Genomic DNA, 22,938 nt, shown 5'->3' with positions numbered 1-22,938 from the left:
CTTCTAGCTTCTAGCTTCTAGCTTCTAGCTTCTAGCTTCTAGCTTCTAGCTTCTAGCTTCTAGCTTCTAGCTTCTAGCTCGTATTTCCTTATTACTTATTAGTTATTACCTATTACTTAACAAGTTCTTTTCTTTATCAACAAAAAGTGGATAACTCTCTGATTTATCAAGACAAACCATCAAGTTATCCACAGACCAACATTAAATTATTTAATGTAATTTCTCTTTTTGACAACGGGTTTTTTTAGGTCTCCATATAACTCTTGATTTCTTTTTTCATAGGCTTCATGAGCCTCTTCAATCGTTGGATAGTTACCTAAATCAGTTCGTTTACCATCTTCATAAATGATGGCTTTAAACTTCTTTCCTACTTTGATAACACCTCTGTAACCATGCTTATTTCGATGATCCTGTAATCTTCGAAGTTCTTCCATGGTTTTCCATTCAAGATTTTCTTCTCTTAAATCTAAGCGATCACCATTAAGGTTATGGACAAAAAGTCGTTTATCTGATTCACGTTTTTCAAGAAATTGCTCTGCAATAAGTTTGTGCAAATAGATAGTCACATTTTTGTATTTACCATCTGGTTTAGGAAAGTTTCTTTGGAAAAAAACATATCCACTTGTATGGATTCTTAAGTTGTTTAATACGTCGAGTTCTTTCAAATAAGCATTGTTTTCTAAAAGATCTAATGCTCGGTGAGAAATGATTACGGTCTTCTTACTGTTTTTTAGTTTTAACTTACATAGCATGATATTTTGATTGTTGATGTTAGTTTATTGAACGATTGATTAATAGTAGAATGTTACGATTTTAGTATTTTTTAGTTTAATTTAATGGTAATTATAAGTTGTAAAACTTAATTTAAGGGATCTTTAGAAGCTTTTTATTTTCCCAATAACCGAAATGTTAGATCTTTCCGATATCAATTTTATCCTAGCAGGAATATTTTTCACTTTGAGCATATTGTATCTCTGTATTTATCTGATAACTGATAGAAATATTCAAAAACTCATTTATGGATTGATGAGTGGAAGTAGTGCAGCGTATATAATATTATCTACTTATACACACTCATTAATTGATCTCGATGAATATCAACAGTTTTCCACATATATGTTGGTAACTTATATGTTTTTGATGATGATAATTTTTTGGGCTGCTTACGAACTTTCAGAAAAAATATTTAAAAAGACGTATTTGTTTCTAGAATCACTATCAATTCTAATAATACTATTTATGTTCTTTTTCGGAGACTATTTCATGTACACCGATAAAATACTAGTAAAATCAATACAGTTAGCATCCGAAAAATATTATTATCTCAAAGGAGAACCACAAAATTTATTTTTTTTCCTTACCACTATATTTTATTTGAGCTGTATTTATTATTTCTCAAGGTTAGTTATACGTTCAATTCAATCAAAATCACCTAGAAAAATAGTCATTTCATCTTCAGTAAGTATACTATTTATCTTTAGTAATATATATGATGTATTTATTGATATTGGTATTATACAAAGTATTTTTCTAACAGAATATGCAGTTACAGCTATTGTGTTGCTTTTGAGTATCGATCTTTTATTAAATTTTTACTTAGGGTATCAAAAACAAACTGCCCTTAGTGTTATTACTAAAAGTTTTGAAGAGATGATTCAGAATATTGATTTGTATGTTTTTCGATATGATGAGAATGGTAATATCACTTTCTTCAATAAATTTTCAGAGAAAGAATTATCATTTGATGATAATAATCTACATCGTCCACTAGAAGAGTTTTTTACCATAGAAGAAAAAGAGGGAGATGATCTAAATTTTAGGCTAACAGTAAAAAGTAAAACTTATAAAGTAATTGAGGGAACAAGGGTTTCGGTATATTTATCACCAAAAAATAAAGAAAGTTACATTATTGGCTATGAAATTACACAACGTCTTACCCATCAAAAAAAACTTACCGAAACTTTAGATCAACTACAAAAAGTAACTAAGCAATTAGAAGAAGAAAATACATTTCTTAAAGAAACAAAGTTTAAAGGGAAGAATAAACCAAGTGTCCTTGTGGTAGATCATAACTTTTCTATGTCAGTAGAAAGTGAGATAAAAAGAATAGCAAACTATAAAAGTACGGTGCTAATTCACGGTAACGAAGGAGCCGGTAAAACTTATATTGCTAATCAGATTATCAAATATGGAGATCGATCTGAGAAACCTCAAATAGTCTATAATTGTCACTCAACCTTAAAATCGGTATTTAATACAAAATATTACGAAGATTCAGTATTTACACAAGGTTATAATAAAAGTATTCTTGATGTAGCGAATGGAGGTAGTTTAGTTTTAGAAAATATACATTATCTCTCTGATGATGATCAAATATATCTATTGGACCTTTTAAAACAATTGGACGAAAGTGATGACCAAAAATATGATGTGCGATTTATTGCCACAACAAACCAAAATCTGAGAAAACTTGCTACGGAAGGTAAATTCAATTTTGAACTTTATCATTTCTTGAGTATATATAGAATTCATTTGCCTGACTTAAAAAGAAGATTGAGCGATATTCCATATTTAGTTGAAGTATTTGTGGATAGTTATTGTAAGAAAAATAACATCCCACAATTTAAAGTATCTATAGCAACGATTAAAAAACTACAAGCATATCATTGGCCAGAAAATATTAAAGAATTAAAGTATATCATTCATAGAGCAATTAATAACTCAAAAGGAAAAACTTTAAAGTTATATCAGTTTGATGAATATATAGAAGAGCATAAAGAAGGTGAGTCTCAATTTTTATCTTTAGATGATCAAGAAAAGAAATATATCCTTAAAGTTTTAAAGTATTGTAACTGGAAAGTCAGTGGAAAAAATAGTGCTTCCGAACTATTAAAAATAAACGAAGCAACACTTCGATCGAAAATGAAAAAATTGGATATCAAAAAGGTTTAAATGCTCCTTTAAAAAAATAATAAGTGATTTTTCACGAAAAAAAGTCAACTTTTTAAATATTTGTAAAAAAGTTAAATTACTGTATAACAGTTTATTGTATTTTTTTTAAGTCAAAAAAATCAAAATAATTTATTTACAAATATTGTTTATTAATATTGCACAGGTCAAAAAATAATTGACTCAAACTAAAGCCCATTTATATATATGGGCAAAAACTAATTTTAACCTATATACCTATTCAATGTTATTAATAATTTTTCTACCCCTACTTTTGAAACCAAATTCATCCTAGGCCGTTAATGAAAATGAAATCGCCGGAAACGAGCGGTTTTTTAAACGAAAGAAAAATTATTCAAACGATTGAATAGTTTTTATGGAAGATTAAAATTCGCTAGAACAAATTTATTACTAAACATAAATATTACTATGAAAAAGGAAATCAAAAAGTACCCTGCTATCCCACAAGAGAGATTGGAAAAATACCAGGATCTTTGGAAAAACTCAACAAGTAGAGATGGTGTTCATCCAGACGTGAAGGCGCACTTGGAAAGAGTAAAGACAATGGGTGGCGGTCAAGGTATCGAATTCTTGAGTAACATCAACAAAGATTACCTAGGTGCTTTTATGGCTCCATTCTCTAGAGACTTGGAAGAAGCAGATATCGCAATTATTGGTATGCCATTCGAAAAGTCTGCTCCTATGAATGCTTCTCATAAATATGGTCCAAAAGCATTAAGAGAATTATCGAAGAACTTCATGGGTACAACAGAGCCATGGATTAACGGAGAGTTCGATATTCCTTTCGATTTCGCCAACATCATTGACTACGGTACAATAGATACTTATGGTCAGTTTGATTTATCAGGTGAGATGGAGCATGCCATTGAGCATTACAGAAAAATTGTTTGTGATAATCATATCATTCCTTTCATGTGGGGTGGTGATCACACGGTATCAGTAGCTCCTTTGATGACATTAGGGGAAACTTACGGTCCACTTTCAGTAATTCACTTTGATGCACATTATGATTTGGTAACGGAAGCTGACTTCCCTTATCCATACCACTCAGGTAACATGTTTACTCAGAACTTTGCGAAAGGTAATGTAGACCCTGAGAGAATGATTCAAATTGGTATTAGAGGTAGAATGACAGGTCTTGTGGGTGGTCACGCGAAAAACTTTGGTACGAATGTATACTTCGCTGATGAAGCAAGAGTAATGTCTCCAAGAGAAATGGCTGACAAGATTATTGAGGTAGTGGGAGATGGTCCTACTTATATCTCGTTGGACTTGGATTCATTAGATCCAGTATACAATTCAGCTTCTTCTGCTGTTGAGCCATTCGGTTTAGATGCCAACTGGGTGCACGATGTTCTTAAACTAGTTAGAATGTCGGGTAAAGTAAACCTAGTAGGTGCAGATGTTGTAGAATACGCTCCACAAAATGACCCTGCGAAAACATTCGGTTATATCGCTGCTGGTCTTAGCTGGAAAATCCTTTGCTGGTTAGCAGCAGATGTGAAACGTAGAAATGGTGGAGAAAATCATCCTACAAACTGGCCACAAGCGTTTGGTAACGTTACACTTTAATCATCTAGAATTTTAAAACATTAAATATATCATGGCAAATTTCTTTTCATTAGAAGGACAAGTTGCAATCGTAACAGGCGGTACTTCAGGTATCGGTTTAAAAACTGCTGAGCGTTTTATCGCTGCAGGCGCTAAAGTAGTGATCTCAGGTCGTAAAGACGGAACAGAGATCGCGGAGAAAATCGGCGCTACCTTCGTTCAATGTGATGTTTCTAGTGCGGAATCAGTAGAAGCGATGGTCAATAAAGCTGTTGAAACATACGGAAAAATTGACATCCTAGTAAATAATGCTGGTGCGAACTTCGGTTACGACACAATGATGGAAACAGATATCGAAAACTTCGATAAAAACTTTGCTATCAATACTAAAGGTGTTGTTCACGGCATCAAGTTCGGTGTACCTCAAATGAATGATGGTGGCCGTATCGTCAATGTAGCCTCTGCTGCTGCAGTTCAAGGTGTGGCTTATTTAGCACCTTATGTAGCATCGAAATGGGCTGTAGTAGGTATCACAAAAACAGCTGCTGTAGAATTGGGTAGCCGTGGTATCAGAGCCAACGTAATTGCACCAACTTCGGTGAATACACCAATGGCAAACACTCCAGAAGGTCAACCACAATTGAGAATGGAGCACAAAGCAGTACCTCTAGGACGTATTGCAGAGCCGGAAGAAGTAGCTTCATTGATTCACTTCTTATCAGCTAAAGACTGTGATTTCGTAAACGGTCAAGTAATTGGTGTTGACGGTGGATTTACTGCTGGTATGAGCATCGATGCTTACAATACATTAGCTGCTGAATAATTTAAAAAATATAAGTGGGCGTGGTACTGCCACGTCCCATCAAAACATAATCTTACAAATTAAAAAATTACTACTATGGGAGCACAAGGGAAAACAAAATCGACAAATGCAGACTTCTTACATTTTGCATTAAAAAAGACTTGGATGGCTGCAGGTGCATCAGAAGAGCACGGCGATGCTGTAGCAGATGCCTTAATGTTAGGTATCCGTCAAGGTAAATTAAACCAAGGGTTAGGTGTTTATGAAGCTATTGATATCATGAACCAAAGAGGTTTGTTGGATATTAAAGCAGAGCCAGAAGTTGTTGGTGAGGGAGATACTTGGGCATCAATTGACGGTAAGCGTTCTTCAGGATACTGGACATTGACTAAGATGGCGAACATGGCGATCGAAAAAGCAAAAAAGCATGGTATTGCTATTGTATTCGGTCATAATCACAATGATGCGGGTTCATTCGGTGCTTATGCATGGATGGCTTCAAAAGCAGGTTGTGTAGCATTAACTTCAAACAACTCTGTACCAATGTGTTCACCTCTAGGTGGTATGTCAAATACAATTTCAGTACCTCCTCTAGATGGTATCGGACCAGCAGGTGAGAAGCCTCCAGTATGGATGTCAACTAAACTTTGTGAGTGGTACGATGCGGATACTGCACAAGCGGTTCTTCAAGGTACTAAGCTGAAAGGTGATTATGTAATTGATCCTGAAACAGGTGGTTTATCAAATGATTTAGCCCCATATGCTCAGCCAATCGAAGGTTATGGTCGTGTATATAACCAATCGGCTTTCCAACAGTTGTCAAACCCAAGGGTATACATGATGAACTTATTCAACGAATTACTTTCAGGTATTATTAACCCGGGCGGTATCATCACCCCTGAAGTTCCATCTTTAGGTGATATTGTAGATGGTAAAGCAGATGGTACTTCAGTAGGAGGTTCTTACTTCTTATGTATCGATCCTTCAGTATTTGGTCCATTGGGTGATGTATTGGCGAAATCAGATCGATTTGCTCAGGCAATCGAAGATTCTCCAGCTCGTCCAGGTCAAAGAAAGCCAGGTATGCCAGGTGCTAGAGGTTATGAATCAATCATTAAAGACGAGGAAATCGTTGAAGTATTAGATTCTCACTGGGAACCATTTTTTAAGACACAAGCAGGCCGTTACGGTTTCACTGAAGAGAGCTTAAGAGCAGAGTGGGAAGCGCAAAGAAATAAATAATTAAATAGAATATTCTAGAGGTTGTAGGGATGAAGTATTCCTTTCGTAAGGACGTAGCAGTGCTACGTCCCTACAACCATCGGATAAAAATATAGAAAATGAAACTTCTTGAAAACAAAGTTGCTCTAGTAACAGGAGCAACAAAAACAAAAGGTTTAGGTAGAGCAATTGCTGAGAAATTGGCAGAATTAGGGGCTAAAGTAGTTTTAACTGGCCGTAAAAGCTCTAAAGAGGGGATGGAAGCAAACGTTGCAGCAATCAAAGCAAATGGTGGTGAAGCAATGGGTGTTTTAGTAGATGTTTCAGATGCAGCTCAAGTAGATTCAGCAATCCAACAGGTTTTGGATGCATATGGTTCTCTTGATATCGTAGTGAACAATGCAGGTGTGGGTTTTGGTTCTGCTTTATTGGACGAAAACACTGACAAAGATTGGGATGCAAACTACGCTGTAAACGTAAAAGGTGCTTTAGCAGTTTGTAAAGGTGCTATTCCTGCCATGGAAAAATCTGGTGGTGGAGCGATTGTAAACGTTGCTTCTACAGCGGGTATTGCAGCAGGTATGGGTATGCCTTATCCTTATGTAGCTACAAAACACGCATTAGTTGGAGCGACAAAAGTTTTGGCTATTGAGCAAGCGGCAAAAGGTATCCGTGCAAATGTTGTGGCTCCAGGTGCAATCAATACAGACATGTTGCAAGAAGCTTATAAGGCGATTGCAGAAGCTGAAGGTTGTTCGGTAGAAGAGGCTGCAGCGAAAGAAAATGCAGGTATTCCATTAGGTCGTCCTGCAGAGCCAAGTGAAATTGCAGAAGCAATTGTATACTTAGCATCTCCTGCAGCGAGTTACATTACAGGTATTGTATTGCCAGTTCACGGTGGTATGGCGCCAGGTTTATAAGATCTTATTTAGCATCATCGACTCTTAGGAGTTGATGATGTTCTCAAAAAATCATTCAACTATGTGTAACAATACAGAAAAACCCGTTTTAAAGTTCGAGACTCCAAAATTCAATTATGATGAATTGGAACAGCAACTTAAAGATTATGAAGCAAATCCAGAAGGATATAAACATGATGGGCCTTCAATTATTTCTGTTCGTCAAGGGATCCGTGCCGGAAGAGGAGGGAGTGTTGCAGTTGGTGGTTGTTTGCTTCATCATAATGAAGTGATCGCAGAAAATATGTCAAAAGCCAATGCACCTTATCACCGTTTAGATCTTCATGCAGAAATGGTCCTTCTAAATGAATTAGAAGACAGATTGTGTGATGACAAAACACCGAGAATGAGAGACTATACGCTGTTCACTTCTCAAGAACCTTGTCCAATGTGTTTAGCAAGAATTTGTTTTAGTCAAGTAGGAAAAACTTACTATGTCTACAGAGATGGTAATAGTATTGAAGCAGGAGCTCAAACCAACTATGAAAGAATGCCAGAAGGCTTTCAAATATTAGGATCAAGATTGGTTGTAGAAGAAGCAGATTGTTCACCGAAGTTGAAAGAAATTGCACGTCAGGTATGGCTTAATTCCATAGATCATTGCGTGGATGAATGGTTAGAAAGATATTAATATGGCATTACAAGAAATACAACAACCTAGAGATTACACCTACTTTCTGGATTATGTAAAACATTTAGGTATGCTACTTTTTACAATTAGTATGACCACCCCAGTTTTGGGATTGATTGTTTTTGATGTGGAAACAGAAATTGTAGAAGGAGAAAAAGTGATTGATTCTCAATTGATTTGGGATAAACCATTTCTTCCATATGTAGCTGGTTTCTTAATATTAGTCATCCATTGGTTTAAATTCGTCGAAGTACATCATTCGATGAGATCTACCAACCTCAATCAGATATTAATCACCTTTGGTTACTTCTTTCTCCTGTGTCTCTATCCTTATTTTGAAATGAACATTGAGTTCACTTCAGATCAACCTCATTCAAGAGCCATTTTTAGTGGTGTATGGGGATTATTAGGCATCTTTTCGTATTGGAAACTGCATCATGCAAAGAAAAATGATATGCTTAAAGAGGATATGACCAATGAAAGAATCAAGGTGTTATCCAATGAAATTTTAGCTGACCCGGTAGTAGCGTTAGCTTGTATAGGTTTATCATATATCAGTTTCCTCGCTTGGTTAGCAGGCATGGTTGCTTTAGTACCAATAGCCAATTATTTATTAGCAAGAACTAGCATCAGAGCTGGTCATTAAATATTACTATGAAACATTTTATTTCACTATTCACTCTTCTTCTTTTATCAAACTTCATTTTCGCACAAGAAGAAATAGACGCTTCAAAGCCCACGAACTTTTATACGCAGCTGTACAACCACTTAGAATACAACTATTCTAAAAATGGAGCAGATACATATGGGTATAGAGCCGAGTTTATGTTTGCACCAAGTGAAGCACACTTGATCTTAGCAGAGATGCCTTTATTGCATAATACAGAGACCGGTAAAACAGGCATTGGAGATTTTAGAGCGAGATATTTTTATCTCCCCTATAAAAACTATGATAAGTTCTTCGGAGCATTTGGTCCATCGGTAGACATTTTTGCTCCTACAGGGAATTACGATCATGGTTTAGGATCTGGAACTTGGTTAATACAACCTGGTGTTACAGTAGGTTTAATGATAGCAGATTGGATACAAATGTTCCCAATTCTTTCTTATCAGTACACTTCTTCACCGGTATTAGAAAGACCAGGTTTATTTCAAGATTCTCAACACGGAATGTCGTTTCAGATCATCACTCCAATTATTTTGAGTGAGAAGATGTTCCTTCAAGTTACACCAATTTACACGGCAAGTAACATAGGAATGGAAAGAAACGACCGTTACATACAAGAATTTATTGCACAATACGCATTATCAGATAAGCTACAACTTAGTGGTTTTTACAGAGGAGTATTTAAAGATGATAATCACACTGCTCGTTTGGCCCTTGTAGTCTTTCTTTAAGAATCAAAAAACATTAAATAGATAGAATCATGAGCGATATCAAAATGAATCCGTTGTTAAGCGTTAAAGATGGAGATTTATACATCGAGGACGTAAACACTGTAGAAATTGCAGAAAAATTTGGTACTCCTTTATTTGTAGTATCTGAAAATATCTTGGTTAAAAATTACCTTGCTTTCCAAAATACTTTCCAAAAGTTCTATCCTGAGGGAAGAATTCGTGTGATGGCTGCGGTAAAAGCTAATCCAACAGTAGCAGTAAGAAGAGTATTAACTCAAGCGGGTTGTGGTTGTGATACTTTTGGAGCTGGTGAATTAGAAACAGCTATCAGAGGTGGAGTACCTTACGAAGATATCGCTGTAAACGGTTCAATTAAATCTGATGATATTATCCGTAAAGCAATTGATCTAGGTATCCATATTGTTTTAGATAACAAAGATGAACTTGGTGTTTGTCAAAGAATCGCCAAAGAATTAGGGAAAGAAGCACATGTGATGTTGCGTATCAAGCCTTATATGAAAGACTTGGATGAGCCTTCAGACTTTTTCCCTGCTCGTTTGATTCGTGAGATGACACAAACAGTAAAATATGGTATTCCTACTTCTGAGGTAAGAGAAATGTTACCTCAATTTGCTGATTGTCCTAATGTGAAATTGGTAGGTGTGCATACACATGCTGGCCGTCACTCTAAGAAGCCTATTTTCTGGCAATCTTTAGTTCAATCTATTGTAGACATGATCAAGGAAATTCATGATGGTGTAGGTAATAACTGGTCTCCATCTATTGTTTCTGTTGGTGGTGGTTTCCCTTCAGACATGGATAAAGAATCTCGTGTAGCAGTAACAGATTATGAAACACCTCATATGGAAGATTTCGCGAAAGTAATTACGGAAACTTTCAGAAATGGAATGAAAGCAATCGGTCTTTCTTCAGACGGTGTAATCTTAGAAATTGAGCCAGGTCGTGCAATGTATAATGAAAGTGGTATCCACTTATTTAAAGTACATAACATGAAGCATGAAACGGCTAATGGTATGGATTACCAATGGGCTGAAACAGATACCTCGGAGACTTTCTTAAGTGTAGGTGGTTTAAATGTAATTCCTCCATTTGATTTGGTAGCTTGTAACAAAGCAGATAAAACATATGATACTCCTGTGGATGTTGTGGGTATCACTTGTAACTACGATTGTTTAGCAGAGCAGTACAAAATGCCTCAATTAGAAAAAGGTGATACGCTTGCGTTTTTAAATACAGGTTCATACATCGAACCTTATACTTGTAACTTTAATGCTTTACCACGTCCTGGTATGGTGATGGTAAAAGGAGATACAGTAGAGTGGGTGAAAACACCAGAAACACAAGACGAGGTATTCTCTAGACACGTTGTTCCAGAAAGATTGAAAGACATTTAGTCATTTGATATAAATATAATAACATCATCAACCCAGGACTTAAGTCCTGGGCTTTTGATGCCTAAAAATAACCTCTCTATTTGATTACTAAGAAGAGAATGAAAAATATACTACTATGTTTATGTTGGCTACTAACCATTCCTGTATTAGCTCACCATCCTGATAATGCATCAGGTACTTTTGAGTTAGATTGGCATACTAGTCAGATTGATAAAACCATTGCAACAGGCGTTTTCCAAACGATGGGATTGAGAGTGGATAATGATCCATCAAGAGCAGGGGTGAAAGAAGACGGAGGAGAAAAAATACTTTACGGTATTGCCTTGGGCTTTAGTATTTCAGATCAGTTTGCTTTTGATATAGATCAACAAGTGAAAGTAACTGTGGAGTTGAATGCAAGTAATTTGAATGAGTTTTTCTATGCTTATGATAGAAACGGCGTTGTTGAATCTGTGCATAGAATTGAAATTCCGGAAGGAACAAAAGGATGGCAAAAGTATGAGTTTGTATTAGACAGAGCTCGATTTGCTAATAGAGGGTATGGCCAAACAGATTTTGCTATTTCAGCAGGTTTGGATATGTCTAATAAGCTTCTTTTTATTCGTGATATTCAGTTTGAATTGATAGGAGATGCTACGAAAAGAAATGCTAAAGGTAACCTTCAGTTAAACCTATTTGAAAAGAAATCTAAAGAAAGAGTAGCAGCACAAATTGGTTTGTATGATGCCACTGGCAGAATGCCTCTTCCAACAGAAAGTGCTATTGAGTTACAATTCTTTGAAACAAAAGTGAGATCTGTAGAGATCAGAGAAGAACTAGATCAAATCAATTGGCCAAATAAGAATCACTATACGATGTATATTGATGGTTTTTATCAAGCAAATATCCCTGCAGGAAAATATACTTTGGTAGTAATGAAAGGCCCCGAGTATCCCATTCTTCAGAAAGAAATTGAAATTAAAGAAGGAAAAGATAATGCGATCAATATTCATATAGAACACCTATTGGATATGCCTTCTAAAGGATGGTACTCTGGTGATGTTCATAACCACTTCTCTAGACAAAATGCTACAGCAAATCCTAATCAGATTGCACATGCAAGAGCTGCAGATTTACACATGCACTGGCTCTATGCTTTAGGAAACTCAGTGACGACTCACTTTGATCAATATGCTTGGGGTAAAGAAGGGCAATACAAGGAAAAAGATTACTACATCGCCTCAGGGCAAGAAGACCCTAGAACAGACTTTTTAGGTCACGTTTTAGCCATGGGGCAGGATGAATTTGTTCGTTATCCTGATGAATACTTCCACTATGATAAAGTATCTAAAGAAGTACACAAACAAGGTGGAGTTTTTGGTGTAGCACATATGGATTTTGCTCAGTTCCAACAAAATATTGCTTTGGCTATGTTGGCTCCTGAAAATGAAATTGACTTCGTCGAAATATTCCAATACCATTCTTTAAACTTAAATGACTGGTATGCTTTCTTAAACTTAGGGTTTAAATTAAGTGCGGCAGCCGGTTCAGATTGGCCTTATATGTCATTACCAGGATCAGTTAGAACATTTGTAAAAGTAGATGGAGAATTTACTCCTGATGCTTGGAATAAAGCACTTCAAGAAGGAAAATCTTTTGTTTCTAATGGTCCAATGATTGACTTTAAAATCAATGGAAATGATATCGGTTCAACTTTAAAAGTGAAGAAAGGAGAGACGTTAACAATCAAGGGAAAAGGCTACATCGTTCCAAGTTGGGATTTATTGAAATATGCAAGCATCATTGTAAATGGAGATGTGGTTAAAGAAATCGAGTTAGAAAAAGGGCAAAAGGAAATTGACATTGAATTGGAAATTCCTGCCGATAAAAGTTGTTGGGTAGCAGTGAAAGTACATGGAGAAAAAGCACATGATATTGTGTTCCAAAGTGACTTCACTAAACGTATCCAAGCACATACTTCTCCGATTTATATTGAGGTAGATGGGCAACCCACTTGGTCTAAAGAAAAAGCACCTCAGATTATTGATATGCTTTTAGACAGAATGGAGCAAGTGAAAGAAATGAAGTACGAGAGACATGATAATGAGGCTTGGGAAAGTCCTGATCGTACAGAAGAAATGTTAGATGCTTTTCGTTCTTATTTAAGAACATGGATTGACCAGACGAAAGAGTATTACATCAATAGAAAAAAAGAAATTGTGAGACCATAAATGAACTAAACAAATGAGCACACAAGAAAAAATGAACTGGAAACCGTTAATCGTAATCATCCTCTCGATGGTGATGATGTACATTACATCCTTTAGTATTAACGTTTTGATTGCACCTATTGTACAAGATCTCAATTGGTCGGTATCGGGTCTACAAATGGTGATCGTGTCAGCGTCTTTAATTGCTGGTACTTTGATGGTTACCGCAGGACGTTTAGGCGATAAAATAGGGAAGAAAAAAGTATTTATTATCGGATCGATCATTTACACAGTTGGTCTTACGATAGTGGTTTTAGCTCCTAACTCTACGATATTTAGTATTGCATGGGCATTGATATGGCCTTTCGGAATGGTATTAGTCATTCCGACATCTATCGCATTAATTATGTATTTCTACGATGGATCTCAAAGAGCTTCAGCTTTTGCCATTTATGGAGCAGTATTATCTATTATCTCTGCTTTAGCACCAGTAATTGTTGGTTATTTAGCTTCTGTCGTGTCATGGAGAATCGCTTTAGGTTTATCACCTGCATTTGGTGTATTGACGATTTTAGCTGCATTCACCTTACCAGAAACAGAAAAAGATTCATCCATTAAAATTGATATCCTATCAGTAGTATTATCAGTTTTGGCTTTCGGTACTTTCTTGATTGCAACAACAATGGCATCAGAGTTTGGTTGGTTAATGGAAAAAAGACCATTTGATGTCGGAGGGACGGTCATTCCTTTAGGTGGATTATCTATCGTACCTATTATGTATGCTATTGCCGTGGTTTTATTGATTGTTTTCTTTAAGAGAGGAGCAGCGTTGACAGCCAAAGGAGAAACACCATTATTGAGTGCTTCAATTTTGAAAAACATTCCTTTCTCTATCGGGATGACAATTCAAGCTTTATTGTACTTCTTGATTGCTGCAGTATTATTTACCGTTTCAGTCTTCGTACAATCGGCTGCTGGATTAGATTCGTTTGATACGGCATTAACAACATTACCAATTTCTATTGGTGTTGCCTTCACAGCTTTCGGTACAGCAAGTTTAGGAGAGAAGATTTCTCCGAAACTTATCGTGATTGTTGGCTTTGCGATTATTCTAGGAGGATCTTTCTTATTGACACAACAAACTTCTGTTGAGATGACTTGGATGTCAACGATATCAGGAGCGTTAGTATTCGGTGTTGGTTGTGGTTTAGTGATGGCACAAATTGCTACATTAACGATGATAAAAGTACCTTCATCTCAAGATGGAGAAGCTTCTGGATTATCAGAAACAATGAAAGAAATTGTAGGGCAAGGTTTTGCCATTGCCTTCGCAGGATCCATCTTATTCGGTTCGGTGTATTCAAATATGGTAGATGGTTACGAAACGACTGAAGAACTTCAGTTATCGGAAACAGCCAAAGAGGAAATTGTCATCGAATTGGAAGATACATTTATGGAAATTACTCCTGAGGAAGAGAAAGCTTGGATACAGGAGGAGTTACCAGAAAAAACAAAAGATGCGTATCAAGAGATAGTGAATAATTCTGCAGAGAAAGCATTCACAGATACATTTATGATCATCAGCATCTTTACGGTGATCTCGTTGATATTAAGTTTCTTCCTTCCTGGTAAGGAAAAATAAATTTAATAAACCATAGAGGTTGGCTCATCACCTGATGAGTAAACCTCTATTCTAAAATACTACTTTTAGTAAAGTTTGAAAAAAACGCCTCTTCGAGTAGTGGTACATTTATCCTAAACATAAAAGCAAATGAAACAATTTAAAGGTGTATCGATCATCGATACAGACGGCAAGAAAAAAGAATTTATTATTGGTGCTCCTTTCTTAGGCGATGAAGCAAGAGAGATTGAGGAGGTCTATGTAGAAGATTGGCATCAGTATCCTCTTGTTATTGTAAAAACAAGCTTAGGAGAACAACATTTTGCTGATGTTGAATATGAAATGTTGTACGAAGAATAACAGTAAATTATAAATCATACAATCCACTCAATCCAAGCATTCAAAACTTATTATGAAATATCAAAAATTAGCCTTTTTAAAATCAGGTAGCCCAAAATCAGACGAAGCTTTTCAGTTATTGACGTCAGTACATAAAAACTATGCAGTCGATGAGGCCGATGTAGTAGTTGCTTTAGGTGGTGACGGCTTCCTTTTACAAGTACTTCATACGTATCCTGATTTAGATAAACCTGTATTTGGTATGAACAGAGGTACACTAGGCTTTTTATTGAATGAATACAAGGATGATGTAGATTTATTAGAACGAATCAATAATTCTCAAGATGTGCATTTATGCCCTATTTCTGTGGATATTGAGGATGATAAAGGAGAGCATTTTCATTACAAAGCCTATAATGAAGTGTCGGTCATCAGATATTCTGGGCAGAGTGCAAATCTTGAGATTTCTGTCAATGGAAAGGTAGCTTTAGACATGTTAAATGCTGATGGAGTTTTAGTGGCAACACCAGCAGGGTCAACAGCTTATAACTTTTCTGCCCATGGTCCTATCATCCCTTTAAATGCAAATTTATTGGCTTTAACACCAGTATCACCATTCCGTCCAAGACGTTGGAAAGGCGCATTATTACCCAATGATGTAGTGATTGAGATTAAAAACTTAGATCCACAAAAAAGACCAATTGGTGCAGCGGCAGATGCTAAAGAAGTAAAGAATGCAGTACATGTAAAGGTGTGGCAAGACAATAGAGATACGAGGCACTTATTGTTTGATAAAGATCAATCGTTGGAAGATCGAATTCTAAAAGAGCAATTTAGTATTTAATTTATCATGAGATTTCTGCAGTGTTCAAGCGTGATTTTTTTGATATTGATTCCTGTTTTTTCATGGGGTCAAGACTCTTTGTCGTGGCCATTGGATAGCTATCAAGATAGACGTTACAAAGAAAATTGGAAACTAGAAGATTGGTCAATTCGTGATACTCAATCCAGAGATTGGTCCGATAAGATTAAAGCTGTTCCATTATCAAAAAATAAAAAGATTTGGGCTTCGTTTGGTGGACAAGCGAGGGTGAGGTATATGCCAACGGTAAACGAGGAGTTCCAATCGCCTAATTCTGGTTTATTTACTCTTCGTTTGAGAACACATGCGGATATTCATTTCGGTAAAAACTTTAGAGTATTTGCTGAGGGAATTTATTCGAATACGACCAAAGATAATTCGGATAGACTTGGAGCAGGAACTCCGGTAACTAACGGTGCTTTTCTTAACCTTTTTGGAGAATATAAATTCGACCTATATAACAATACCTACATGGGAATTTGGGCAGGTCGAAGAGAATTACAGGCAGGGCACGAACGTTTATTGTCACCTGGCAATTGGCTCATTACTCGTCGATCTTTTGATGGTGCCGGTTTTTATGTGGGGAATGATAATAACAAGCTTGTCGCATTTGTTAGTAAACCCGTTATTCCTGTTCCAGATGGCTATACCACTAGAGATGAGAACACTACCTTCTGGGGAGTACGTTATGAATCTTTTGATGTAGCATACAATACCACTGCTGGATTTGGTGTTCCTAGTTGGTCGTCTTTTAATAAAACCTATTTTGAACCCTATTTCTATGGCCTACATCGTGAAAATGCGGTGTATGAAGATGGTGTAGCCAACGAACAACGATATACAGCAGGTTTCTTATTGGCTGGCCCCATCAAGCGTATCTTTAATTATGAGGTAGAAGCCATGTATCAGTTTGGTAAGTTTGGAGACAAAGATATTCGTGCTTATTCTATCACAACAGAATTTGGGGTTTCTTTTCCAGAAGTTCCAACACAACCACATGTTTGGTTAGGGTTTGATTATTCTTCAGGTGATCAAAATAAAGGAGATGGAACGTTAGGAACATTTAATCCTTTGTTTCCCCAAGTAGCTCAGTTTTTTGGAGAACATGGTGCAATGGACAGAAAGAACTTAACTTCTTTGTCTGCTAATGTTGATTTTACTATTTTCAAAGTAGTAAAGTCAAGATTAACCTATTGGAATTTTCAGAGATCTAGTATTCATGATGCTGTTTATAATACATCAAATGGTATTTTAAGAGCTGGAGAAAGTAATTCTAGAGATTTAGGCGACTCGATGCAATTATCTTCTGTGATCACTTTAAATAGACATTGGGAGATTTGTGCTACCTATAATTTTTGGGTGCCTGGTCAATATTTTTGGGATACACAACCAAGTAGTCAGACTTCTACGCATACACAGCATTTTTTCATGATTACAACACAGTTTACTTTTTAATGAAAAAGAAATCATCTAACATAAATTCAAAGTATTTAAAAGAATTTTTCTCAGTATTGTTTGGGGTGATGTTCGCCTTGTTTATTGATACGCTGTGGAGTGATCATGAACATCAAGAATTAGCTGAAAAAGCGAAGCGTGATATCCTTTTTGAAGTACAGGATAACCGCAATCAAATTGACTCTATAATTATTGAACACAAAAACACAAAAGAGTTAATTGATCAGTATTTAGAGGTTTTAGATAAAAAAAGAGATACAATTGATGCAGAAGGAGAAGTTACTTTGAAGTTTGAACTTATTGAAGATACAGCTTGGGAGACCGCAAAAATATCTGGAGCAGTAACCTATATGAAATTGGAAGAATTATCAAAATTCAATTCCTTACATAAACTCCAAACTATTTATATGAATAACATGGAGAAGTTTATGGAACACTCTTTTACTGGAATGCAGTTATTAAGTGAGAAGGAAAAGTTGATTCAAATGGGTTACTTTATTCAAAGTTCTATAACCACAGAAAAGCAACTTATTAAAAAATATGAAGAATTGTTAGATGAAAAGAAGTAAATGAAATCGTTTTGGGCGCATATCATCATTCTTGTATTATGTATTAATCAGTCGATAGCACAAACTGATTCGACTTCATTACGTCCTTATAAAAACAATATTCTTCCTTCTCCGGCATTGTCCTATAGTCCAAAGACTGATGTAGTCTTAGGACTTTATTTTTTATATCAATTTAAGTTCGATAAAAAAGATTATGACACTCGTCCTTCAAACATCAATTTTTATGTAGGATCATCGTACAAAGGACAAAACTATTTATCTTCTGAACATACACTTTTGACCAATCAAGAAAAGTTTTATTTCAAGGGGTTGATAGAGTATAAAACTTACCCTGAGAAATTATATCCTATTGGTGGAAATAGTAACAATAATGACTATGTAAATGCAGAATATCAATCTTTAGAAATAAAGGAAAGAATATTAAATAAGCTCAGAAATAATGTATTTGTAGGTGGACGATTTAGGTTCATTTCTATATATGATTTAAAATATACTTCTCCAGAAGGTAAACCGTTGGATCAGATATCTCTTCCGGGTGCTGATGGTGGACAGTATTTAGGTATTGGCCCTATGTTTATGTGGGATAAACGTAACAGTATCATGACACCCACCAAAGATTTTTATTTCGATGTTTCTACAATGTATTATTTAATTGATGTATCTAGTGAATCGTTTTTTACTATTGAGGTAGATGGACGAAAATACTATGATTTAACAGCGGACACTAAAAATGTATTGGCGATACAGCTCCTCATTAAAAATACTTTTGGTGATGTACCTTTTCATGAATTTGCTTTAATGGGAGGGAATAAAATGTTGAGAGGGTATGAATTAGGACGATTTAGAGATTTTCATTCTATACAATCTCAAGCGGAGTATAGGAAACATCTTATCGGACGGTTTGGAGCAACTGCTTTTATTGGTTTAGGGGTAGTGTACGATGAAATAAGTGATTTCCAATATTTGAAGGCAGCACTCGGTGGTGGATTAAGGTTTAATATTAATAGAAAAGATCCTGCTAATGTAAGAGTAGATTTTGGTTGGGGAATAGCTGATAATAATAAAGGTATTTACATCACATTAGGAGAAGCATTTTAAGGACCTGAATAATTTTATAAAAAACTCTCATGATCAAATCTTAACATTGAGCATGAGAGTTTTTTTTACTTATTATTTAGTTCTGCAATTCCTGTTCATGAGCTGATATTATCTTAAAAGTAGATACAAATCCAGAAGTATTACTGTATGAAATTGTTATTTCATTACTCTTTTGTAATAAGTTTTTAGGAAGATCTATTTTATAAACACCAAAAAAGTTTTGTTGCATTGGACGCTTTACTTTCGGCTCTTCAGCTCCTTCAAAAGTTAATTCCTTAAAGTCTTGATTTCTTCCCATTTCATTAGGATCAATAAATATTTTTGTGCCATTCAGTGTGATTACGGGTATTTCAGTATGCTGAATTGGTTTTGAGAAACCTAAATTTAATTGTGCGTAAATCAAATTCTCCTCCTTCATATTAAAATGAAACTTCTCACCTTTATTGTCAATTTTTGTGATTAAGGCATCATGGTACTTTTGTGTGATGTTAATTTCAGATGTTAGTCTCTCAATTTCATTGTCTTCAAATAAAATAATGGCAGTCTCATCTGGGTGCATTGTAATTTGAGAGAAATCCTCCAATGGTAATTCTTCTAAAACAGGCGCAGCACCATCTGAATATATTCTTCTAATTCTTACTGATTTTAGATGGTCTTTCTTTACGTTTAATACCGACAAATCAACGGTTAGCTCTTTGTCTTCCAAATTGTCAAGACATAAATAGGTAGCTTCCTTATTCTTCAATGCAAAAACTTGAAGATCTTGGTTGTCTGATTTTGAGAATATGTAATCACCTTCTATACCTTTCCAAAATTCATAAAATTTAAGTAGGTGTGTTGTACTATAACCTCCTCCTTGTTTTTCATGAAAAAGTACAAAGGGATATGGATAAGGAGAATCATACCATGTAGCCGTACCACAAATAAAAGGTACCGCTTTTTGTATCACATTGGGTCGTTGAATAAACTGAAACATTTTAGAATTCACAGCATGGATAATGTACCAATCACGTAAATCAAAATAATCTTCACTAATCTTTGTTCCCTTTTTAAACCCTGCTCCATATTCTGAAATAACGATTGGTTTAAAAGAGGCCGTTTGTTCCATTGATTTGGCCTCAATAAGGTCAAGAATTGCTTCTACATTAGCCCCCGCTCTATAACTAGCTTTATCATCATAATAAGTAGAGTAAAGGTGAACAGATAAAAAATCCATTTCTTTCCCTGCTTTTTCAATAAAGCTTCCCATTCTCTCCTTCCATATCTGAAACTCATTTAGTTCATAAGCAGGCCAAGCATGGCCAGGTCCTCCCACTTTTACATTAGGATATTTTTCATGAATTGCTTTGGCAGTAGAAGCGAACATTTCAATGATTGTATCAACAGAAGTGTGCATTGAGCGATCATGTACAAAAGGCTCATTTAATAACTCAACGTATCCTTTTCTAATATTTCTTTCTTTCATTCTTCCTACATAGTACGCATTTATAGCCTCTATACCACTCAAATTGTGCTTCTTGGAAGTTATATTGAAATTTCCTACTGGAAAATAAGAACCTGGGTGAGAAGTAACAATCATCTCGTCTTCATATTTATAGGTTTTCTTATGAAGATTCTTGTTACCCATTTCTTTTTCAAATGCTTTTTTTGAAAATGAACCAGGGTGCATATGGTTGGTACCACTTAATTTATTAGAAGGTGTACCAATACCAAACCGCCTTCCATCATGCACATTAAGGCTATCATACAAATAATCTCTATATTCAGCCGGAATGTGTTCATAATTAGAATGAATATTAATGAAATTTTTTCTCTGAAAATTAGATACTCCATCATACGATAAGCTTGTGAGCATTCTGACAGAAACTTTTGCCTTAGCTTGATCAACTTCTTGTGCTTGAAGTGATAGAAAAGAGGAGAATATTAAGTGAATGAATAATAGTTTTTTCATGATTTTTTCTATTAAAAAAAGCTGTTCATCTATTAGAGAACAGCTTTCTGTTGAGGTGTTTTTTACTATTTTTACTGTAATGCTATTTGGCTTTTATCTTCAAATTCAATTTCGAATACAAACGCATGATCACATGGTTTTTCTTCTGGTAAGATTACCTCTAGATGCTTTTTGTTCTGAGTAAAATCAAGTGATTTCTTATGGCCCAATAATTTAATATTTTTGATGCCTGAAGAAATATATTCTGACTCAGTTTTCAATACAGGAATTTTCACTTTCCCATTAGTAGCCCAATCCATAGAGATCGCATATAACTTTCCATTATTTGTAGTAAAGCGAAAATCATTTGCTGTTAATTCTTTATTTTTTCCTTCTGTATGATGACCTGTAGCTACTTTTGTAGGACCATCACCATAAATTTCCCAAGGTCTTGAACCATAAATTGCTTTACCATTTACAGAAAGCCATTTTCCTATTTCCATTAAAATAGCTACTTGGTCTTCAGGAATTGTTCCATCTGCTTTAGGGCCTACATTTAACAACATGCATCCGTTTTTACTAACAATATCTACTAGATCATCAATTAATGTATTGGCATCTTTTGACTCCCAATTTTTTACATATCCCCAAGAGTTTTTACCAATTGAAGTATCCGTTTGCCACACTCTAGGACTAATATCAGACATTTTTCCTCTTTCAATATCTAAAACATGTGTTCCCTCAGGGAAAGTCACCATTTTAAAATTCTTAGTCTGTAACACTACGTCTTTTTTCCACTCAATACCTTTATTGTAGTAGTAGGCAGCTAATTTTGGATGATATGGCATAAATTCTTCTCTATCAATATAAAAATCAAACCATAAAATATCGGGTTGATAGTTATCGATAATGTCTGTAGTTCTATCCCACCATAATGATAAGAATTCTTGATCTGCAGGTGCATAATGATCATGTGGCTTACTATACAAATCACTATACTTAGGATCCATCGTATCAAAGCCTTTCTTATAAGTGAAATAGTTCCAGTTAAATGCATAATGAGATGATGCACCAATTTTGATATCTCTCTTTCTTGCTTCTTTTGTTAGTTCTCCTAATATATCTTTCTTAGGTCCCATATTAACTGCATTCCATCTCGTATGGTTTGATTTATACATCGCAAATCCATCATGATGTTCTGCTACAGGGACTATATATTTTGCTCCAGATTTTTCAAAAATATCAATCCATTCAGAAGCGTTGAAATTTTGTCCTTTAAACATTGGGATAAAATCTTTGTATCCAAATTTATCCAATGAGCCAAAGTGTTCCTCATGGTACTTATTCATACCTGTTGCACCCACTTTCTTCACATCTCCATTTGGTCCCCATTCAACACTATCCATATACATTAATCTAGGATACCATTCTGAACCATATTCAGGTACAGAGTAAGCTCCCCAATGGATAAAAATACCAAGTTTTGCATCTTGAAACCATTCCGGAACTTCATACTGTTGTAGTGATTCCCAATTTGGCTCGAACACTTCTCTATTAGAAACCTTGTTATCCTTTTGAATAGAACAAGATCCGAGAAAGGCAGCAATAATTACAAAAATTACATTTCTCATACTTCTTTCTTTATATATAGTAATATCAACCTAAGTTATTTTCGATGATAATATCTTTATCAACCCAATACCCAAATTTATTCTAATGCGTTTAAATTAGATGGAAATTATAATTTCAAATAGAGGGGTTATAATTACGCTTTAAAAAAAAGGGTGTGTTTAGTTCACATTTTTTTATAAAAAATAATTTTATACCCCCTAACAATCTTCACGCCCTTGTCGAATACTTATACAGTTCTAATAGCGTGTTCTTCACTTTGTTATTAAAGATTACTTACATCATTTGCTCCAAATATT

At 35.2% G+C, this 22,938-nt stretch carries 19 protein-coding genes; 16 read left to right on the top strand and 3 right to left on the bottom strand.

The genetic code is table 11. From position 1 onward, the window contains the following. Positions 1 to 206: 206 nt before the first annotated feature. Positions 207 to 752 (bottom strand): HNH endonuclease family protein, encoded by a 546-nt coding sequence (locus NH26_RS09875; RefSeq protein WP_044221194.1) that lies wholly within the window; start codon positions 750 to 752, stop codon positions 207 to 209. Between the two features lie 622 nt (positions 753 to 1,374). Here NH26_RS09875 and NH26_RS09870 point away from each other — a divergent pair. The 16 genes from NH26_RS09870 to NH26_RS09795 all read left to right on the top strand — a co-directional run bounded on the left by NH26_RS09870 (position 1,375) and on the right by NH26_RS09795 (position 19,080). Then, on the top strand, positions 1,375 to 2,952 hold the full coding sequence (locus tag NH26_RS09870; RefSeq protein WP_158021918.1) for a sigma 54-interacting transcriptional regulator: 1,578 nt from the start codon (positions 1,375 to 1,377) through the stop codon (positions 2,950 to 2,952). Positions 2,953 to 3,378: 426 nt separating this feature from the next. Beyond that, positions 3,379 to 4,542, top strand: a complete 1,164-nt coding sequence (locus tag NH26_RS09865) for an arginase family protein (RefSeq protein ID WP_044221198.1) — start codon at positions 3,379 to 3,381, stop codon at positions 4,540 to 4,542. 31 nt (positions 4,543 to 4,573) lie between these two features. After that, positions 4,574 to 5,344 (top strand): SDR family NAD(P)-dependent oxidoreductase, encoded by a 771-nt coding sequence (locus tag NH26_RS09860; RefSeq protein ID WP_044221200.1) that lies wholly within the window; start codon positions 4,574 to 4,576, stop codon positions 5,342 to 5,344. A gap of 75 nt (positions 5,345 to 5,419) precedes the next feature. Then, complete coding sequence (locus tag NH26_RS09855) at positions 5,420 to 6,565, top strand: Ldh family oxidoreductase (RefSeq protein ID WP_044221203.1); 1,146 nt, start codon at positions 5,420 to 5,422, stop codon at positions 6,563 to 6,565. A gap of 98 nt (positions 6,566 to 6,663) precedes the next feature. Further along, on the top strand, positions 6,664 to 7,464 hold the full coding sequence (locus NH26_RS09850) for an SDR family NAD(P)-dependent oxidoreductase (protein WP_044221206.1): 801 nt from the start codon (positions 6,664 to 6,666) through the stop codon (positions 7,462 to 7,464). A gap of 61 nt (positions 7,465 to 7,525) precedes the next feature. Then, entirely contained in the window at positions 7,526 to 8,134 is a 609-nt protein-coding gene (locus tag NH26_RS09845) for a cytidine/deoxycytidylate deaminase family protein (RefSeq protein ID WP_158021917.1), read from the top strand. A 1-nt stretch (position 8,135) separates the two neighbouring features. Further along, positions 8,136 to 8,780: a hypothetical protein gene (locus tag NH26_RS09840; RefSeq protein WP_044221208.1), complete on the top strand. Its 645-nt coding sequence runs from the start codon at positions 8,136 to 8,138 to the stop codon at positions 8,778 to 8,780. A gap of 8 nt (positions 8,781 to 8,788) precedes the next feature. Continuing rightward, the gene (locus NH26_RS09835) at positions 8,789 to 9,532 is read left to right on the top strand and encodes a hypothetical protein (RefSeq protein WP_044221212.1); all 744 of its coding nucleotides are present in this window, start codon (positions 8,789 to 8,791) and stop codon (positions 9,530 to 9,532) included. Between the two features lie 29 nt (positions 9,533 to 9,561). After that, the gene (locus NH26_RS09830) at positions 9,562 to 10,947 is read left to right on the top strand and encodes a diaminopimelate decarboxylase family protein (RefSeq protein ID WP_044221215.1); all 1,386 of its coding nucleotides are present in this window, start codon (positions 9,562 to 9,564) and stop codon (positions 10,945 to 10,947) included. Between the two features lie 98 nt (positions 10,948 to 11,045). Beyond that, positions 11,046 to 13,157: a CehA/McbA family metallohydrolase gene (locus tag NH26_RS09825; RefSeq protein ID WP_044221219.1), complete on the top strand. Its 2,112-nt coding sequence runs from the start codon at positions 11,046 to 11,048 to the stop codon at positions 13,155 to 13,157. Positions 13,158 to 13,170: 13 nt separating this feature from the next. Next, entirely contained in the window at positions 13,171 to 14,778 is a 1,608-nt protein-coding gene (locus NH26_RS09820; protein WP_084812126.1) for an MFS transporter, read from the top strand. Positions 14,779 to 14,907: 129 nt separating this feature from the next. Beyond that, positions 14,908 to 15,117, top strand: coding sequence for a hypothetical protein (locus NH26_RS09815; RefSeq protein ID WP_044221224.1), 210 nt, complete (start codon positions 14,908 to 14,910; stop codon positions 15,115 to 15,117). Between the two features lie 52 nt (positions 15,118 to 15,169). After that, positions 15,170 to 15,940 carry an NAD kinase gene (locus NH26_RS09810; protein WP_044221227.1) on the top strand — a complete coding sequence of 257 codons (771 nt, stop codon included), beginning with the start codon at positions 15,170 to 15,172 and terminating at the stop codon, positions 15,938 to 15,940. Positions 15,941 to 15,946: 6 nt separating this feature from the next. After that, positions 15,947 to 17,413 carry an alginate export family protein gene (locus NH26_RS09805; RefSeq protein WP_084812124.1) on the top strand — a complete coding sequence of 489 codons (1,467 nt, stop codon included), beginning with the start codon at positions 15,947 to 15,949 and terminating at the stop codon, positions 17,411 to 17,413. Beyond that, positions 17,413 to 17,982, top strand: coding sequence for a hypothetical protein (locus NH26_RS09800; RefSeq protein WP_044221233.1), 570 nt, complete (start codon positions 17,413 to 17,415; stop codon positions 17,980 to 17,982). The genes NH26_RS09805 and NH26_RS09800 overlap by 1 nt, the downstream gene beginning before the upstream one ends. Then, positions 17,983 to 19,080, top strand: a complete 1,098-nt coding sequence (locus tag NH26_RS09795; protein WP_044221236.1) for a BamA/TamA family outer membrane protein — start codon at positions 17,983 to 17,985, stop codon at positions 19,078 to 19,080. A 76-nt stretch (positions 19,081 to 19,156) separates the two neighbouring features. Here the strand turns inward: NH26_RS09795 and NH26_RS09790 are convergent, their stop codons facing one another. Together NH26_RS09790 and NH26_RS09785 are read right to left on the bottom strand one after the other, a co-directional pair. Beyond that, complete coding sequence (locus NH26_RS09790; protein WP_044221240.1) at positions 19,157 to 21,031, bottom strand: GH39 family glycosyl hydrolase; 1,875 nt, start codon at positions 21,029 to 21,031, stop codon at positions 19,157 to 19,159. Positions 21,032 to 21,102: 71 nt separating this feature from the next. Continuing rightward, positions 21,103 to 22,641: an alpha-L-fucosidase gene (locus tag NH26_RS09785; protein ID WP_044221243.1), complete on the bottom strand. Its 1,539-nt coding sequence runs from the start codon at positions 22,639 to 22,641 to the stop codon at positions 21,103 to 21,105. Between the last annotated feature and the right edge of the window lie 297 nt (positions 22,642 to 22,938).

Origin of the sequence: Flammeovirga pacifica, assembly GCF_000807855.2 — a bacterium.
Classification (GTDB): domain Bacteria; phylum Bacteroidota; class Bacteroidia; order Cytophagales; family Flammeovirgaceae; genus Flammeovirga; species Flammeovirga pacifica.
The sequence above is the reverse complement of the archived record's forward strand: the minus strand, read 5'-3'. Positions and strand labels throughout refer to the sequence as shown.